15 protein-coding genes and 2 pseudogenes are annotated in these 16048 nt (G+C 71.2%); 8 read left to right on the plus strand and 9 right to left on the minus strand.

Features of this window, described 5'->3' with window-relative positions; all coding sequences use genetic code 11:
- The first annotated feature begins 371 nt into the window (after window positions 1-371).
- Window positions 372-1025: a hypothetical protein gene (locus tag ABZ371_RS16445; RefSeq protein WP_358679432.1), complete on the plus strand. Its 654-nt coding sequence runs from the start codon at window positions 372-374 to the stop codon at window positions 1023-1025.
- Between the two features lie 120 nt (window positions 1026-1145).
- On the opposite strand, the gene ABZ371_RS16450 is transcribed toward ABZ371_RS16445, so the two are convergent.
- Window positions 1146-1586 (minus strand): VOC family protein, encoded by a 441-nt coding sequence (locus ABZ371_RS16450; protein ID WP_358679434.1) that lies wholly within the window; start codon window positions 1584-1586, stop codon window positions 1146-1148.
- A gap of 214 nt (window positions 1587-1800) precedes the next feature.
- Between ABZ371_RS16450 and ABZ371_RS16455 the strand changes: the two genes are divergently transcribed.
- Window positions 1801-2640 carry an SDR family oxidoreductase gene (locus tag ABZ371_RS16455; RefSeq protein WP_358679437.1) on the plus strand — a complete coding sequence of 280 codons (840 nt, stop codon included), beginning with the start codon at window positions 1801-1803 and terminating at the stop codon, window positions 2638-2640.
- A gap of 293 nt (window positions 2641-2933) precedes the next feature.
- The gene (locus ABZ371_RS16460; RefSeq protein WP_358679440.1) at window positions 2934-4778 is read left to right on the plus strand and encodes a glycoside hydrolase family 15 protein; all 1845 of its coding nucleotides are present in this window, start codon (window positions 2934-2936) and stop codon (window positions 4776-4778) included.
- A gap of 166 nt (window positions 4779-4944) precedes the next feature.
- Here the strand turns inward: ABZ371_RS16460 and ABZ371_RS16465 are convergent, their stop codons facing one another.
- A complete protein-coding gene (locus ABZ371_RS16465; protein WP_358679442.1) occupies window positions 4945-5550 on the minus strand; it encodes a GPP34 family phosphoprotein in 606 nt (201 codons plus the stop codon).
- A 620-nt stretch (window positions 5551-6170) separates the two neighbouring features.
- On the opposite strand from ABZ371_RS16465, the gene ABZ371_RS16470 reads away from it, so the two are divergent.
- Window positions 6171-6434, plus strand: a complete 264-nt coding sequence (locus ABZ371_RS16470) for a DUF5133 domain-containing protein (protein ID WP_358679445.1) — start codon at window positions 6171-6173, stop codon at window positions 6432-6434.
- Window positions 6435-6554: 120 nt separating this feature from the next.
- Here ABZ371_RS16470 and ABZ371_RS16475 read toward each other — a convergent pair whose 3' ends face one another.
- The 3 genes and pseudogenes from ABZ371_RS16475 to leuA all read right to left on the minus strand — a co-directional run bounded on the left by ABZ371_RS16475 (window position 6555) and on the right by leuA (window position 9587).
- Window positions 6555-6911, minus strand: a complete 357-nt coding sequence (locus ABZ371_RS16475) for a hypothetical protein (RefSeq protein WP_358679448.1) — start codon at window positions 6909-6911, stop codon at window positions 6555-6557.
- A 718-nt stretch (window positions 6912-7629) separates the two neighbouring features.
- Window positions 7630-7791: pseudogene (locus ABZ371_RS16480) on the minus strand (ATP-binding cassette domain-containing protein); the annotation flags it as partial.
- Window positions 7788-9587 (minus strand): 2-isopropylmalate synthase, encoded by a 1800-nt coding sequence (gene leuA / locus ABZ371_RS16485; RefSeq protein WP_358679450.1) that lies wholly within the window; start codon window positions 9585-9587, stop codon window positions 7788-7790. The gene leuA and the pseudogene ABZ371_RS16480, both read right to left, overlap by 4 nt.
- Before the next feature lie 189 nt (window positions 9588-9776).
- Here leuA and ABZ371_RS16490 point away from each other — a divergent pair, with 189 nt between their 5' ends.
- A complete protein-coding gene (locus tag ABZ371_RS16490) occupies window positions 9777-10466 on the plus strand; it encodes a FadR/GntR family transcriptional regulator (protein WP_358679453.1) in 690 nt (229 codons plus the stop codon).
- A 399-nt stretch (window positions 10467-10865) separates the two neighbouring features.
- On the opposite strand, the gene ABZ371_RS16495 is transcribed toward ABZ371_RS16490, so the two are convergent.
- Entirely contained in the window at window positions 10866-11408 is a 543-nt protein-coding gene (locus ABZ371_RS16495) for a GNAT family N-acetyltransferase (protein WP_358679456.1), read from the minus strand.
- A 495-nt stretch (window positions 11409-11903) separates the two neighbouring features.
- Here ABZ371_RS16495 and ABZ371_RS16500 point away from each other — a divergent pair, with 495 nt between their 5' ends.
- Window positions 11904-12890, plus strand: coding sequence for an aldo/keto reductase (locus tag ABZ371_RS16500; RefSeq protein ID WP_358679459.1), 987 nt, complete (start codon window positions 11904-11906; stop codon window positions 12888-12890).
- Between the two features lie 257 nt (window positions 12891-13147).
- On the opposite strand, the pseudogene ABZ371_RS16505 reads toward ABZ371_RS16500, so the two are convergent.
- Window positions 13148-13416 (minus strand): annotated as a pseudogene (locus ABZ371_RS16505) (TetR/AcrR family transcriptional regulator); the annotation flags it as partial.
- A gap of 470 nt (window positions 13417-13886) precedes the next feature.
- Here ABZ371_RS16505 and ABZ371_RS16510 point away from each other — a divergent pair.
- Window positions 13887-14033 (plus strand): hypothetical protein, encoded by a 147-nt coding sequence (locus ABZ371_RS16510; protein WP_358679461.1) that lies wholly within the window; start codon window positions 13887-13889, stop codon window positions 14031-14033.
- Window positions 14034-14495: 462 nt separating this feature from the next.
- Here the strand turns inward: ABZ371_RS16510 and ABZ371_RS16515 are convergent, their stop codons facing one another.
- Both ABZ371_RS16515 and ABZ371_RS16520 read right to left on the minus strand, forming a co-directional pair.
- The gene (locus ABZ371_RS16515) at window positions 14496-14852 is read right to left on the minus strand and encodes a hypothetical protein (RefSeq protein ID WP_358679464.1); all 357 of its coding nucleotides are present in this window, start codon (window positions 14850-14852) and stop codon (window positions 14496-14498) included.
- Window positions 14849-15028, minus strand: coding sequence for a hypothetical protein (locus tag ABZ371_RS16520; protein WP_358679466.1), 180 nt, complete (start codon window positions 15026-15028; stop codon window positions 14849-14851). Before ABZ371_RS16520 ends, ABZ371_RS16515 begins: the two co-directional genes overlap by 4 nt.
- A 223-nt stretch (window positions 15029-15251) precedes the next feature.
- On the opposite strand from ABZ371_RS16520, the gene ABZ371_RS16525 reads away from it, so the two are divergent.
- Window positions 15252-15929, plus strand: a complete 678-nt coding sequence (locus ABZ371_RS16525) for a translation initiation factor IF-2 (RefSeq protein WP_358679469.1) — start codon at window positions 15252-15254, stop codon at window positions 15927-15929.
- Window positions 15930-16048: the final 119 nt, after the last annotated feature.

Here is a 16048-nt window from a genome sequence, read left to right on the forward strand (position 1 = left end):
ATCAAGCCGGCCTGACCTCGGCACGCCACCGTGCACGCCCGGAAGAGGGCGGGCAGCGTGCCGTCACCCGGCCGCTCCTGGTACACGGCTGCAGCGTGACCGCAGCGGTATCAGGGCCTTCCACGTTCCGAGGATGCGTATTCTTCTCGGGGTCCGCGGACACCGTGGAAGGAAAGGCGGCGGGGATGAGCGGAAGCGGGGGCGGGGCCGGGGCGCCGTGGAGTCCGTACGGAGGACAACCGCCGGGACCGGGCTCTCCCCTCCCGCCGGTTCCCGGGCGGCGGCTTACCTTCGGACGTCTGTTCAACCCCATCGCTGTCGGGCGGGCGGTGTTCACGCCGTCCCGTCCGGACCGGGTGCACGACCCGGCGGTGAAGAGGGTGCAGGTCCTGCGGACCGTCGTGGGCCTGGTCGCCCTCACGTGGATGATGGTGTCCTACGGGCTGGCTTCGGACGCGGACGCCCTCGTGGACGACCGCTTCGCCCAGATCCGTACGACGCTCATCACCCTCGGCATCACGTTCCCCGTCGCCGTCGGCGTCTTCATCGCGGCGGCCCGTCCACCCAACCGGCGCCTGTTCCTGCGCCGCGTGGGCAAGCCCGCCGGCGCGCTGCTCGCCCTGGTCGTCGCGCTCGCGGTACCCAGGATGATCACCGGGCTGGGCTACGTGACCGAGGAGACGGACTGGACCGCCTCGAGCGGGCGGGTGGTGCTGCTGTTCGGCATGGGCGCCTTCCTGCTGTGGCTCGTGCCCTTCGTCTTCTACGGCATCGCCCAGTCGCTCGTACACGTCTTCCGGACGGCGGACCTGCACGAGACGGTTCCGCCGCTGCTCGCGTCGCTGCTGGTCTGGGAAGTCGCGCTCTTCGACGTGTTCCGGGGGGCCTACGACGGCGTGCCGCTCGGCGCGCGGGTTGCGTTCACCCTGGGCGCCCCTCTGTCGGTCTCCGCCGTGGCGATGTGGGAGCTGCGACGGTTGCGCAGGCGGCACGGCATCACCCTGCGCGGGGCACTGCTCCGCTGACCGGCCGTAGCGGTCTGCCGTCGTCGGCCGCCTGCTGGCCCGCGCCGGGGGCCGCGGGGCGCGGTGGGAGGCCCTGGCCGACCGGGCCGGGCGCCGCCGGGCCGCGGGACGGAACCTGACCTAGGGTCGGGCGGAAGCCGCGGCGACGCAGAACTCGTTGCCCTCCGGATCGGCCATCAGGACGTGGTGGCCTTCGAACCTCTCCAGGACGGTGCCGCCCGCCGCCACCAGGCGCTCGGACTCCGTGGTGATCCGTACCCATCGCTCGTCGGCGCTCCCGTGACCCGGCACCCGGATGTCCATGTGGAGCCGGTTCTTGGCCGTCTTCGGCTCGGGGACCTTGAGGATGCACAGCCGGGGGCCCTCGCCGTCGGGGTCGCAGAGCCACGCGCCCTCCTCGACGGAGTCGTCCTCCGGCAGGCCGAAGTGCGCGAACCACTCCGCGCGTGTGGAGAAGGGCGCAGGCGGTGGTTCGTCGACGTAACCGAGTGCCGTCTTCCAGAAGACGGCGATCCGCTGCGCGTCCGCGCGGTCCAGTGTGAGATCGATCAGCGCTGCCATGGTGGGGACCGTACTGCCTGCCTCCGGGAGTCAGGCCTCGGCCGGGCACCCGACCCCCGGCGCACCGCCTGAGCCGATCGGGTGAGGCCCTTCCGCCCGACGGCCCAATCGGAGCCCCGCCGGGGCGGCCGTCGCGCGCGTACGTGATTGCCTGATCCGCCGCCGGGCACCGGTGCTCAGGCAGATCCGGGCGATGCAGCGAGGAGACGGCATCATGGCTTCCCACGTCGAGACGGTACGAGTCGCTCCGCCGGCCGACCTGCTCAAGGGCCAGACGGCGCTGGTGACGGGTGCCAACTCGGGCATCGGCAAGGGAACGGCCCTCGCGCTGGGCCGGGCCGGGGCCGACGTGGTGGTGAACTACGTCAGCGATCGGGAGGCCGCCGAGCAGGTGGTCGACGAGATCACCTCGTACGGGGTGCGCGCGGTCGCCTGCGAGGCGGACGTCTCGCAGGAGAGTCAGGTCGCCGCGATGATCGACCGGACGGTGCGGGAGTTCGGGACCCTCGACATCCTGGTGGCCAACGCCGGCATGCAGCGTGACGCCAAGGTCACCGACATGACTCTCGCCCAGTGGCAGAAGGTGCTCGACGTCAACCTCACGGGCCAGTTCCTCTGTGCGCGCGAGGCGGTCAAGGAGTTCCGCCGGCGCGGGGTGGTGCCGGAGGTCTCACGGGCGGCCGGGAAGATCATCTGCATGAGCTCCGTGCACCAGCTCATTCCCTGGGCGGGTCACGTCAACTACGCCACTTCCAAGGGCGGCGTGCAGATGATGATGCAGACCCTGGCGCAGGAACTCGCGCCGGAGAAGATCCGGGTGAACGCCGTCGCCCCCGGTGCGATCAGAACACCCATCAACCGGAGTGCCTGGGAGACGGCTTCGGCCCGCGAGGACCTCCTGCGCCTGATCCCCTACGACCGGATCGGTGACCCGGAGGACATCGCCCACGCCGTCGTCCTGCTCGCGTCCGACCTCATGGACTACGTCGTGGGGACGACCCTGTACGTCGACGGCGGGATGACCCTCTTCCCCGGGTTCGCGACCGGCGGCTGAGCCGTCACGGGTGGCGAGTCCGTGGCACGTCCTCACCATGGCGAGACTTGCCACTCGTGACCGGCCGGAAGCCGGACCGGACGTGCGCTCGACTTCCGTCTCCGGTGCGCGGTGGCTGAGCACGCGCCGCCCCGGCCTCCCCGCGCCTCGCCCCCGTACGGCCCTCAGGGCATCGGGACCGCCGCGTCTGTGCGGCGGATGGCCTGGACCACTCCGTCCCCGGACGTCGCGACGCCAGGACGAAGGGCCCTCCCTGACCTACGCTGGTCAGTCAAGGGTGAAAGGGGTCAGAGATGGATGAATACCCCCTGATCGAGGACCACGGCCTGATCGGCGACCTCCAGGCCGCGGCGCTCGTCACCACGGACGCGACGATCGACTGGTTCTGCTGTCCGCGTTTCGACTCACCCAGTGTCTTCGGGGCCCTGCTCGACCGCCGGCGGGGGGGCCACTTCTCGGTCGGGCCGGCAGCGGACACCTACACCACCAAGCAGCTCTACCACCCCGACACCGCCGTGCTGGTGACGCGCTTCATGACCGACACCGGGGCGGGCGAGGTGGTCGACTTCATGCCGGTGATAGGCACCACGGCCACCGGCCGGCACCGCCTGGTCCGGATGCTGCGCTGCGTCCGGGGCAGCATGACGTTCGAAGGCGAGATAGCGCCGCGCTTCGACTACGGCCGTCAGCCGCATGAACTCCACCTCACCGAACACGGGGCGTTGTTCACCTCGCGGGACCTGAACCTCGCCGTCCATGCCGTCCGGGCACCGCAGGACGAGCGGTTGCTCGACATCCTCTCCGGCGACAGTGACCTGCGCTTCAGCCTGACGCTGAAGGCGGGGCAACAACGCGGGCTGGTCGTGGAGTCGGCCCCCGACGGGCCACCGCACGAGGTACGGGCGGACGACCTCAAGCAACTGTTCGACGGCACCGTCCGGTTCTGGCGCACCTGGCTGGGCCAGTCCACCTACTCGGGCCGCTGGCGGGAAGCGGTGGAGCGTTCCGCGGTGACGCTGAAACTCATGACCTACGCGCCGACCGGCGCCCTGGTCGCCGCCCCGACGGCGGCTCTGCCCGAACAACTCGGGGGTGAGCGCAACTGGGACTACCGCTTCACCTGGATCCGCGACGCGTCGTTCTCCGTGTACGCCCTGCTGGGCATGGGTTTCAGGGAGGAGGCCGCGGCGTTCAGCGACTGGCTGCACGACCGCGTCAGGGAAGAGGCCGGCCACGGCGACGGCACCGGGCCACTGAACATCATGTACCGCGTCGACGGCTCCTGCGACATGACCGAGGAGACCCTGGAGCACTGGGAGGGGTACCGCGGCTCCGCCCCGGTCCGCATCGGGAACGGAGCGGCGACCCAGCGGCAGCTGGACATCTACGGTGAGGCGCTCGACAGCATCTACTTCGCGCACCAGCACGGCATGCACCTGGACCACCGGGGCTGGACCGCCATGCACACCCTCCTCGACTGGCTGGTCGACCACTGGGACCGGCCCGGAGAAGGGCTGTGGGAGACCCGCGGCGGCCGGAAGGACTTCACCTACGGCCGTGTGATGTCCTGGGTGGCCTTCGACCGGGCGATCCGCATCGCCTACGACGACGGCCGCCCCGCGTCCCAGGGCCGCTGGGTGGATGCCCGCGACGCGATCTACGCCCAGGTCATGGACCGGGGCTGGGACGCGGGGAAGCAGGCATTCGTGCAGCACTACGGCGACGACGTACTCGACTCGTCGCTGCTGCGGATGCCGACGGTCGGCTTCATCACGCCCGACGACCCGATGTGGAGGTCCACGCTGGACGCCATGGAACGCGAACTGGTCAGCGACAGCCTGGTCTACCGCTACAACCCCGAGGCGTCGCCCGACGGGCTGCGCGGGTCCGAGGGGACCTTCTCCCTGTGCACGTTCATGTACGTCGACGCCCTGGCCCGGGCCGGGCGTGCCGACCAGGCCAGGCTGGTCCTGGAGAAGATGCTGACCTACGCCAACCACCTGGGCCTGTACTCCGAGGAGATAGGCCTGACGGGGCAGCAGCTGGGCAACTTCCCGCAGGCGTTCACCCACCTCGCCCTGATCGACGCGGCGATCACCCTGGACGGGAAGCTCAACGGCACGCGCGGCGGGGCGTAGGACCGCGTCTGCCGGGCGGCGAGCGGAGGCGTCGCCCGGCAGACGTGGGAGGCGGCCACCCGCGGCCTGCCTACCCGGGCGGGCCGGAGCAGGTCACGGGCGTCCCGCTGCCCGGGTCTCAGGGGGGACGCTCATGGCTGACGCCGCCCTCGGCCACGGTTCACACTCAGGGACCGCGCCAGACGTTGGCGAAGGCCGTGTTCTCGATGGTCCGCCGCTGGCGCACGGCCTCCAGTTCCATCACCGCCTCGTGGACGGAGGCCACCACGGTCGTCACCGTGTCGTCGGTGAATCCGGGCTCGTCGCCGGATCGCCCACCGTCGACGCCCACGACCGAGGCGAGGGCCGCCAGGACGGGCTCCTTCTCCTCCCACCGGACGGCTGCCCGGCGGCTGTTGGGCGTCTCCACGGGTTCCACGCGTGAGGGGCCGAACGGCAACCGGCCGCTCCGCTTCCGCGCCAGTTCGCCGTCCTCTTCCAGCACGGCCTGGTATGCGGCCGAGAGGTCCCGGCCCCGACGCCACAACCAGTCCTCGATCCGCTCGTGAGGTGGCTGCCGGACGAGCTGTGCCGCGGCCTCCCCGAGCAGACGGTCGTCGGGTGCCGGCGGCCCGCCCGGCACGATGCGGTCGTCGTCCACCGTGACGGTCCCCGCGCCGAGGAGGTCGATCAGCTCGGCTCCGGCGAGTGCGAGCGACAGGTCACCCTGCCCCACGGCATGCTCCTGCCCCGGGTCTACGGCGATGAGAAACAGGTCTTTCGCCGTGCTCATATGTACGGCTCCCCTCGGAGACTGCGGCAGAGGTGCGTCCCACCGCCCCCGGCATACGTGCGGCGACGGAAACGGCGGCGAAGCGTGCTGTCACGACCAGTATCGCCTCCGCCCGCCGGGCCGGAGCTCTCGCGCGGTGAAAGAGTGGACAGGCCGCGCGGTGGACGACGTCCGGAAGAGGGTGCGGGCCGACGCCGCCGGAAGGACACGTGCCCGGCCCGAACAGGCTCCGCGACGACGTGAACCCGCTTCCCACGCGTCCAGCCGGGAGTATTTCTCCACCGGCGCCGAGAACGCGGCCGGTGTGCCCTCAAGCGGTCACCGGTCACCCGTCGTCCGTCACCCCGGAATCGGCCACTGTGGGACCGCTCACCGCGAGAGTGATCCCCTGACCCGGCCACCTCAGCGGGCGTGGCCCGGGTGCGCCCGGACGGATCCATGCCTGACCAGGCGCGGAGCGCCCCGCGGAACGCCGGGAAACCCGGATCACGGAACCGCGGCGAACTGTACGTGGGCGAGGGCGTACTCCGTCGGAGAGGGGGTACACGCGGGGTCGCCGGCACACGCGACGACGCGCGGCCCGCACCCGGAGTGGATCGATCACCGAAGGAGAACCTGCTGTGCTGACACCCAGTCCTCAGGACCTGCGAGTAGCTCTGGCACGCTACGCCGACGCCCGTATCGAGGACGCCCGCCGTTCCACGGACGCCACGGTCCGAGCGGTCGAGGACGCCACCTACACCCTGTGCGTGATGACCGGCACCCGGGAGATCTCCCAGGCGCTCCACACCGCCGACACCATGCTCGGTCCGCGCCCTGCGAAAACCTACCGCGCACACCCCCTGACGGCTCCCGAGCAGGGCGACCGCCTCCAGGCCGCCTGAGCCGACGCGATCACCGTGCTGTCTGCCGGCCGGGGCGCGCAGGCCCCGGCCGCACACCCCGCGACGCTTCGGGAACAGCGAACGGCGCCACCGTCATCGTCCGGTGGCGCCGCGTCTCGTCTACTGCGGGACGGTGACCAGGGCTTCGTAGTACGCGCCCAGCGACCGCAGGTAGAAGAGGTCACCGGTGTCCTGGTCGCGCTCGAAGCGCGGGGCGTCCATGATCTCGTCCTTGGTGCACGCCACCGTGATCACCCGGGCCGAGTCGTCGACCGCGCTCACCATGCCCGCCGGTACGACGACGCTCCTGCCGAACTTCCAGACTCCTGCGTCGACCACCAGGTGATCGAAACCGGGAACCTGCGAGACCCTGACGACACTGCCCAGACTGCCGTCCCGGGTCTCCACTCCGTAATCGACCATGTCGTCGCCCAGCACGCGGTTCACATGTGCCGGACAGGCCCAGACCGTGTCCATCGTCGCCTCCTCATGGCGGCCGCCGAATCCGGCCGCGGGTCTTCCATATGCCCCAGCATCCGGAGATGAAGCGGCCTGGATCCTGCGTCCGGCCGATTCGCTCGGACGCACCAACTCGTACGCCTCGACAGCGCCTCGGCGTGCGCCGTACCCCCGGCCGCCGAGGCGTCCACGCCGACGGAGAAGGATTCGGTCACGCTGCCGACCCGGTCTCGAGGGCGTGCGGCACACACCGGCCCACGCCGCCGCGCGTGCCCGGGCACCGCAGGTGCTCCCGCGGGCCGGGCAGGGCGGTCCGGCGGACCGCCCGGGGTTCCGCCGCCGGCGGTCGTGGCTCATGCACACGGGGCGTGCGCCGGTACGGTGCCGGGCTCCCGCCGGGGACTCGGTGCCTCCGCACACAGGGGAGACACCGGGGCGGCGTCGCCAGGCCCGCTCGACACACGGTCCGTCGCATGTGCCGAGACTTTACCCAGGGTGACACCCTTGTCCTGTCATTCACGTCAGGGCGTGTCATGCCCGCACCTCGCGCGTCGGACGGCCGGGACGCTGCGCGTGGGCGGGCCGACGGATGCAGGCGGCGTACGCCGGAGGTGAGCCGTTCGGCGGGGTGGCGACCTCCTGGAACCGACCTTCGTGCTGTGGGGCGTCCCCTGGCCGGCAGCATCACCGGACTCCCGGGCGCCGGCACCCACGTGTCCGAAGGGGCCGTGGCACGTGCCGGGAGGAGGGCGAGCAGGGTGGTCTTGCCGGCACCGTCCGGTCCGAGCAGAGCCCAGTGTTCGCCGGGCCGGACGGTCAGGGAAAGGTCACTCAGCGACGTGTTGCCGTCGCGGATGACCTCCACGTCACGCGTCTGGATCACGGGAGCCGCTGTCACGAGGTACCTCCTGGGGAGCGGTTGGCCGCGGCCAGGACCGCGTGCACCGACGCGGTCAGCACGGAGGTGTCCCGGCCCGCCCCCCAGCAGGTCACCCCGTTCACACGGCACTCGGCGTAGGCCACGGCGTGACTGCCCGGCCCGCTGCTGGTGGAGTGCTCGCTGTAGCCGAGGATCTCGACCGTGAGGCCGACGGCACGCAGCGCGCCGGTGAGGGCGGAGAGCGGTCCGTTGCCGGTGCCGTGGCAGGAGTGCTCCTGTCCGTCGGTCCGCAGGACGCAGTCGAACCGGTGCTCGCCCGGCGCGGGCTCCGTCGCGTTCCACGAGACCAGGGTGATGGGCCCGTCCTGGGCCGGCGCGACATAGGTGGTGCGGAAGAGGTCCCACAGTTCCCGGTGGCCCAGTTCCCGGCCGGTCGTGTCGGTCACGTGCTGCACCCTGCGGGAGAAGTCCGGACGCATCGAACGGGGCAGGTCCAGCCCGTGACGGGTGTGCAGGAGATGCGCGATGCCCCCCTTGCCGGACTGGGAGTTGATGCGGATGACCTCCTCGTAGGTACGCCCGATGTCACACGGGTCGATGGGCAGATACGGCACCGCCCACGGCGCCTCGTCCTCGGCGAGACCCTGTTTCGCGGCCTGCTCCGCGTGATGGGCCATGCCCTTCGCGATGGCGTCCTGATGAGTGCCGGAGAAGGCCGTGTGCACCAGATCGCCCCCGTAGGGGTGGCGGGGATGCACCGGCAGCCGGTTGCAGTGCTCCACCACCTCGCGCACCGCGTCGATGTCGGAGAAGTCGACCATCGGATTGACGCCCTGCGCGTACAGGTTGAGTGCCAGGGTCACCAGATCGACGTTCCCCGTGCGCTCACCGTTGCCGAACAGGCAGCCCTCGACGCGCTGCGCCCCTGCCAGCACGGCGAGTTCGGCACACGCGACACCGGTGCCGCGGTCGTTGTGCGGGTGGACGGAGAGGATCACCGAGTCGCGACGCCCCAGGTGGCGGTCCATGTACTCGATCTGGTCCGCGTACACGTTGGGCGTGGCGATCTCGACGGTCGCCGGCAGATTGTGGATCACCGGCCGGTCGGGGCTCGCCTCCCACAGTTCGCTCACGCTGTCGCACACCTCCAGGACGAAGTCCGGCTCGGTCAGGTTGAAGACCTCCGGGGAGAACTCGAAGCGGATGTCGGCGCCCGGCCGCTCCTCGGCCCTTCGCATCAGGTGGCCGGCGGCGTCCAGGACCAACCGGTGGACCTCGGTACGGGAGCGGGTCAGGACGACGTCCCGCCAGGTGGGCGCCGTCGCGGTGTAGAGGTGCACGAGGGTGCGGGGGAGATCTTCGACAGAGGCGATGGTCCGGTCGATCAGGTCCTCGCGGGCCGCGGTGAACACGGAGACGGTCACGTCGTCGGGGACGGCTCCGCTGCCGGCCAGGTGCCGCACGAAGTCGAAGTCGGCCTGGCTGGCGGACGGGTAGCCGACCTCGATCTCCTTGAAGCCCATGGTGACCAGGAGATCGAACATCCGGCGCTTGCGCGCTGTGTCCATGGGTTCGGCCAGTGCCTGGTTGCCGTCGCGCAGATCGACCGGCACCCACAACGGGGCCCGCTCGATCCGGTTCGACGGCCAGGTGCGGTCCCTCAGGGGGAGGTCGACCCGCTGATGTGCCGGCCGGTACCGGTGGTGGGGCATCGCACTCGGACGCTGGGGATTCCAGTGCGGCGCATCCGCGGGGAGTTCGCCGGTGGGGGTGCGCAGGGTGGGAAAGAGCCTGCTGTCGGATGGACTCGTCATGGGGTTCTGCGCTTCTTTCGGCCGACCTTCGTGCGACCGGCGCAGCCCCGGACCCCGCTGCGGGGTGCCGGTCGTGTCAGACCCCGCAGCGGCAGCCGAGAAGAACGAACCCGAGCAGCAGCATGCGAGGTACAGTAACGACAACTCAGGTCCTCAGACAACCTGGGAGGTGTGAAAGGTGAACCCCACATGTCACTGGGTGCCGTGAGGCCGTCCCCCCTGGTCGAACAAGCCGCGGAGCGCCTGCGCGAGCAGATCACCGGCGGCGAGTGGGGCGTGGGGACGAAACTCCCCGGTGAGACCACCCTCGCCGCGACCCTCGGCGTAGGGCGCTCCACCGTCCGCGAGGCCCTGCGGGCACTGGCCGGCGCGGGGTTGGTGCAGGCACGCCACGGGTCCGGTGTCTTCGTCATCGCGACCGAGCCCAAGGATGCCTGGTCCGCCCAGCTCCTCCGGGCGGTCATCACGGACGTCTACGAAGTGCGGACGCTCATCGAGGTGGAAGCCGCGAAGCTGGCGGCGCAGCGACGGACGGAGGACGACATCACCGCTCTGCGCGGAGCCCTGGCGAGGCGCCGCGAAGCCGCGGGCGCCGACGACACCGAGTTCGTGGAGGCCGACATCGCCCTCCACCGTGCCGTTGTCGCGGCAGCCCACAACCCGGTGCTCACCAGCCTGTTCACCGAGTTCGTGCCGGTGCTGCGGCGGCGGCTCGTCGACATGGCCGAGCTGCTCGGCCTGCGCTCCGACGACCCGAACCACGGGGACGCGGGCCATGCGGCCCTCGTGGACGCCGTCGTGCAGGGGGATGCCGAGGAAGCCGGGGAAGCGCTGCGGGGGGAGCTCCGGCACACCCTCGCCCTGCTCCGCACCCTCTGAGTCCACCGTGCCGTCCCTCGGCACACACGGCTTCGCCGGCCCAGGACGACCGCTGCCCGAACCGGACGCCCGGGTTCCCGCCCGGCGATCACCGCGTCCGCACCGGCAGTCGCCGATGACGACCGCGCCGGGTGCGTCCACACCGCGAGCGCCGATGCCTGTCGATGTCCTCAGCGTCCTCCCGGGCGACCCGGGCGACCCGGGCGAGGCGGCACGGCTCTGCGACGCGATGAGGGGCGACACCGACGACCGTGTCGCCCGGGGGGGCCGTCGGCCGCACGAGAGCCCGGCTGAGACCGATCCCGTGTTCGGCACCTGTAGCCGGGGCCGAGGACCACTGATCCACCAGGTCGGGCATTCCTTCAGGTAGCCGGGTTCCACTCGGTATCCGGCTGGGGCTCAGGGGCGGTCCAGGCCCCACGTCTGCAAGGCGTAGGGCCGCCCCTTCTCCTCGCCCCTGATCAGCGGTACGCCGAGCAACCTGAAACCGGCCCGGGTGGCGACAGCGACACTGGCGACGTTCTCCGCCTCGACCTCCAGGATCACCTGCCCCACGTCCAGCTGCTCGAAGGCGTACGCGGCCATCACCCGCACCGCGCGGGCGGCCAGCCCCCGGCCGCGGTGTGCGGGGCCGACCGCGTAACCGAGCTCCGTCCCTTCGGGCGACCGCCGCAGCATGACCTCACCGAGTGGGGCCGCGCCGTCCACGGTGATGGCGAGCAGGATGGTGGTTCCCTCGGCCCGCAGCCGGCGCGCTGTGTCGAGGCGTACTCGGGCGGCCGCCGCGTCGAAGGGGGAGACGATCGGCGTCCAGTAGGCGATGTCGGGGTGATCGAACAGCTCCGGCAACGCGGTGAGATCCTCCTCCGTCCAGTCACGGAGGACGAGGCCCTCACCCGAGAGCTCGATCCGCTCGGGCAAGGACGGAGTGGTGCTGCTCATTGCGCGGTGCCTTCCCTGGTTCGTGCAGACCGCACAGGATATCCGTCGGCGCAGCTCACCGGTACGGTCGGGGACTGCGCGCACTCCGCCCTCCCGGGCCCCTTGTCCGGACCGTCGCATCGAAGCCCGGTTCGGCGGCTCCCACGACCACCACGCTGGCCGGCTCTTCCTGCCGCCGGGAGCGAGGGCCGTCAGGGCTCCTCGTGGAGTCGTGGAGCGAGGTGATGTCCACCCTGCCTGGTCCGCGCCGGCCGCCGCCCGAGTCTCCGAGGCTCCGGAACGCCCGGTCTCCACCCTGTCGGACGGCCCGGCTGCCGGACGAGCCGTGCGACCGGCGGCCGCCGTGGGCCCCGCAGCGCCCGGCGGCAGCCGTGAGACAGCCGGACGCGATCCCTGCCGGATGTCTCGGGGCGGAAGCGCGTTGACTTGGAGTGCACTTCACGGAGCAGACTCCCTCCTCGTGCCCGACGGTCGGGCAGGAAGAAGGAAACCGCCATGAGATACCGCACCATAGGCACCGACCCGGCCCACCGCCGTGAGGTGAGCGTGCTGGCGCTCGGCGCGATGCTCTTCGGCTCGCTCACCGACGAGAAGACGTCCTTCGCCATCCTCGACCGCTACGCCGAGGCGGGCGGGAACTTCGTCGACACGTCCGACAACTACGCCTTCTGGACCGACGGCAGCCAGGGCGGGCACAGTGAGGAACTGCTCGGCAGGTGGAGGCGGAGCCGCGGCGTCGGCGACGGGATCGTCATCGCCACCAAGCTCGGCGCCCGCCCGCTGGCCCCTGGGACCAGTTACGTCGACAACGCGGAGGGCCTGTCGGCGACGACGATCCGCGAAGCCGCCGAGGCCAGCATGGAACGCCTCGGCGTATCCCGACTCGACCTGCTCTACGCACACATCGACGACCACACCGTGCCGCAGCGGGAGACCGTCGAGGGCTTCGGCGCACTCGTCACGGAGGGGATGGCCGGACTGCTCGGAGTCAGCAACCAGGCTATCTGGCGTGTCGAACGGGCCCGCGCCCTGGCCGCCGCGGCCGGACTGCCTGGTTACGAGGTGCTCCAGTACCAGTACAGCCTCCTCCGCCCCAGGGTCGACGTGCCGAGCGACCTCTTCCCGGACGGCAGCCTCGGCCACGCCGGACCGGAACTGTTCGGCTACCTGAGGGCAGAGCCCACCCTGACCCTGGTCGCCTACTCGCCCCTGCTCGCGGGCGCCTACGCCCGTGAGGACAAGCCACTGCCGTCGGATTACGACCACCCCGGGACCCCCGCCCGACATGCCGTGTTGCGCGCTGTCGCCCGGGAGACCGGGGCCACCGTCAACCAGGTCGTCCTCGCGTGGCAGATCGGTGCCGACCTGCCCGTCGTTCCTCTGGCCGGGGCGTCATCCGTCGCCCAACTGGAGGAGAACCTGGCCGCGGTGGACCTGGAGCTGACACCTGACCAGCGCGCCCGGCTCGACGCCGCGCACTGAAGCCCGGTGCGGGCGGCTCGCGCCACCTCTCACGCCGGTCGGCCGCGGTGGCCGTCTCGTCGGCGAAAGAAACGGGAGTGGCTGGTGTGCATCGCACCGAGCGGGGCAGAAGGGCTCGTGATCACTCCTGCGAGCAGGGGTGAAAGGGCGCGCCCGAAACCTGGGGAGGTCAAGGGCGCGCCCTTGCGTGTGCGGGCCGTCGGTCCGGCGTAAGGCTCGCGGAAGGCCGCCGGGTATGCCGCCGGGTATGCCGTCGGTCAGCGGGTGGCCGTCAGCGCCTCGCGAGCGCGCCGGTGAGGATCTCCCCGGAGAGCGGGGAGCCCTTCGTGGCGCGGGCCAGGACGAGCGCGCCCAGCATGGTGCACAGCCGGGTGATGCCGTCCTGGTCCTCGGTGGTCAGCCTCTCGGCGAAGCCACCCACTCCCTCGGTGAAGACACGACGGGCCTCGCGATCCCCGGGCGTGCGCGCCATGTCGCCGGCGAGCGCGGCCACGGGGCACCCGTCCCCCGCACCGTCGCGGTGCTCGTTCCGGTGCTCCAGCCGGGCGAGCGTACCCATCCGTCACTCCGTGGGCGCAGGAGATGACCACCGCTTCGAACAGTGAGCCCGGTTCCGGTTCCGTGGTGTTCCCCCGATGACGGGTGAGGGGCGGGAGGACGCCGGACCATGCGAACGAACGGGTGTGCCGCGAGGGCTGGGGCGACGCCAATCCCACGACCGGTGAACTACGGATTTCGCAGTCACAGCCCTCCGCTGACCTGTCTCCGGCGCGACGCTCGATCGTCGAAGTCGCCCGTTTTCCGCACCGAGAGCGCCTCGGTCGGCTCTTGTCCCGGTCCGCACCGGTGCCGGCCGAGCCGAAATGAAATTCCTCCGGTGCCCGAGGAGAATGCTTCATACGGGCATTTTCGGGAACTGGCGAATACGGGCGCACGAAGCAAAGTGTGTGGCCCTTCGGCAATAGTGACCCCGGACCCCGGAATGGAATGTGACGCATGAGCGAGACCACGCCTTCGCAGGCGGAAGGCGCACGCGAGGACGACGAGGACGCCGTCGACACGCTCCCGGATCCCCCTTCACAGGCGGAAGGGGAGCGGACCGAGGAGGACGACGAGGAGCCGGGCGGCAGTACGGCTCGGTGACCCGTGTGACCAGCACCGGTGAAAGCACGTGAGCACACGGGCTGACGCGGGTCCGGCACGGTGGCACCGGCACAGCGCGGTGAGGCTGCTCGACGCGACGGTCCGGCCCCGCACTGCGTGGCAATCGCGTCGACGGAGGAACAAGTCGTTCGGCGACGCCCACTGAACAGCACGGAAGAAGCCCGGTCGTCCATGAGTGGCACCGGGTCAGGCGAAAGGGAAGAGGCATGTCCGTTCCGGAGGAGAACCGACCGAAGACGGAGACGACCGATTTCGTCGTCAGCAAGAACGACAACCGGAAGCGGAGCGGATCAGCGAGGGCAAGAACATGCGGGAAGCCCTGGAAGAGGCGGACATCACCCCCGAGGACTACGAGGACTGAACGCCTGAACCGTGGTGCGGAGTAGTTCCCGTCCACTCCGCATCACGATTCGCACCACTTCTTACACTCGCCCCCCTCACTCACCGTCGATGGCTGTGCCGAACGGGCACGCGTCCCACGTCCGGGTACCGACCCGTACGCATGGCAGCGTGCAGTTGCCCCGGCCCGGGTCCGGATCGGGCGGCCAGGGCGTCGGCCACCACCCCGGTGACGAACGCGTAGACGGCCTTGTGGAGGAGGTCCACGACGAGTTCCGTACGCGGCCAGGTCTGCGGCGGGGCCCCGACCCCGGTGGCGTTCTCCAGAATCTGGTCGTTGGTCAGCCGGACCACGGTGAACTTCGCGGAGGCCAGTGGTCCGCGCAGCCCCGCGTGCGCCATCACCGAGCGCAGTACCCCGAGCAGCGCGCCCTGCCCGTAGTGCATCGCCCAGTTCACGGCCAATGGCTGTCGCCCGGTTGCTCGGCCGTTCCCGTCACCCGCTCCAGGGTGCGCGCCGGAACATGCGAGTCGGGCCGCCCGGTGAGCCGCTGTTCGGCCTTCTCGCCCAGAGTCATCACCACGACTCCGGCCGCACCCGCCACGAGCCCCTGCCACAGTGCACGTTTCATCATGGCGCCACGTGTACCCCCGCACCGGACCGCCGGTGTGCCGCCGGCGAGGCCGGTACACGTGCGGCAGCGGCTCACCACCCGGATGCGGGTACCCGTCCTGGCGCTCACCGGACGTCCCCCCGTCCGACCGCACCACCGGTTGCGTACGATCACCGTGCCGGTCCGGTGCGAGGCCGTGAGTGGCCGCCCGCCGTGCGCGGTGGCCGGAGGGGGGAGTGGCCACATGCGCCGACTGCCGTTGCTGGCCCCGCTGTTGCTGTTCACCGCGGCCTGCGGGGTGGTGCAGTCGTCCGAAGCCGAGGCCACGGACGCCGCGCGGCAGGTGGCCCAGCGGGCAGGTGAACGGCTGTACGGTCAGCGTCCGCGAACGGCGGAGGAGGTCGGGCGCTCCGCCGCCGGCATAGACGGGGTCGAGGTCCTGCGCGTGACGGGCACCTCGACGCACGAGGGAGACGGGGTCGAGGTGCTCGTCCGTACCTCCGGCTCGGCTTACGACGACGGGTTCGACGCCACCGAGGTCGTCGTCCTGCGGTGTTTCTCTATACGGGTGTCGCCCGAGTCCGAGTGGCGCGAGGAGCCCGGTGACGTGCGCTGCCCGGACGGCCCGCCGCTGAGATTCGCTCCGCCACCCGAACCGCCCCGGCTGCCGTACGAGGAGCTCCGTGCCCTCGCCACCCTGGATCTGGATCCGGCGGTCCACGTCGAGGTGAAGGCGGACGGCGGCAGGGTCGGGGTCCTCCTCTCGGTCGAGGGAAACGGCTGGGACGCGCAGGACTGCGTCCTCGCCCGGGTCGTCCCCGGTGCCTCCACGGTGTGGTCGCCGCCCCGCATCCAGCGGATGCCCGGGGAGGGCGGCTGCACCGTCGCCAACGCGCTGGATCCGCTGCCGCCGCCACACTGAACGGGGCCCCGGCCCCACCACCCTCGGCCTCCGGCCTTCGGTGGCCTGGAGCCGTCCTGCCGGCGCGCCTGCCCCTGACCGGTGCCCGTCACTCCGCTCGGCCGGTCACGGCCCCTCGG

Origin of the sequence: Streptomyces sp. NPDC005899 (assembly GCF_040629645.1) — a bacterium.
Classification (GTDB): Bacteria; Actinomycetota; Actinomycetes; order Streptomycetales; family Streptomycetaceae; genus Streptomyces.

What these genes read in the sequence shown, in the direction of transcription:
- ABZ371_RS16495 (WP_358679456.1), bottom strand. Translation starts at nt 11,408, where the DNA reads ATGAGCAGCACCACTCCGTCCTTGCCCGAGCGGATCGAGCTCTCGGGT.
- ABZ371_RS16525 (WP_358679469.1), top strand. Translation starts at nt 15,252, where the DNA reads ATGCGCCGACTGCCGTTGCTGGCCCCGCTGTTGCTGTTCACCGCGGCC.
- ABZ371_RS16510 (WP_358679461.1), top strand. Translation starts at nt 13,887, where the DNA reads ATGAGCGAGACCACGCCTTCGCAGGCGGAAGGCGCACGCGAGGACGAC.
- ABZ371_RS16475 (WP_358679448.1), bottom strand. Translation starts at nt 6,911, where the DNA reads ATGGACACGGTCTGGGCCTGTCCGGCACATGTGAACCGCGTGCTGGGC.
- ABZ371_RS16500 (WP_358679459.1), top strand. Translation starts at nt 11,904, where the DNA reads ATGAGATACCGCACCATAGGCACCGACCCGGCCCACCGCCGTGAGGTG.
- leuA (WP_358679450.1), bottom strand. Translation starts at nt 9,587, where the DNA reads ATGACGAGTCCATCCGACAGCAGGCTCTTTCCCACCCTGCGCACCCCC.
- ABZ371_RS16450 (WP_358679434.1), bottom strand. Translation starts at nt 1,586, where the DNA reads ATGGCAGCGCTGATCGATCTCACACTGGACCGCGCGGACGCGCAGCGG.
- ABZ371_RS16520 (WP_358679466.1), bottom strand. Translation starts at nt 15,028, where the DNA reads ATGATGAAACGTGCACTGTGGCAGGGGCTCGTGGCGGGTGCGGCCGGA.
- ABZ371_RS16455 (WP_358679437.1), top strand. Translation starts at nt 1,801, where the DNA reads ATGGCTTCCCACGTCGAGACGGTACGAGTCGCTCCGCCGGCCGACCTG.
- ABZ371_RS16465 (WP_358679442.1), bottom strand. Translation starts at nt 5,550, where the DNA reads ATGAGCACGGCGAAAGACCTGTTTCTCATCGCCGTAGACCCGGGGCAG.
- ABZ371_RS16460 (WP_358679440.1), top strand. Translation starts at nt 2,934, where the DNA reads ATGGATGAATACCCCCTGATCGAGGACCACGGCCTGATCGGCGACCTC.
- ABZ371_RS16490 (WP_358679453.1), top strand. Translation starts at nt 9,777, where the DNA reads ATGTCACTGGGTGCCGTGAGGCCGTCCCCCCTGGTCGAACAAGCCGCG.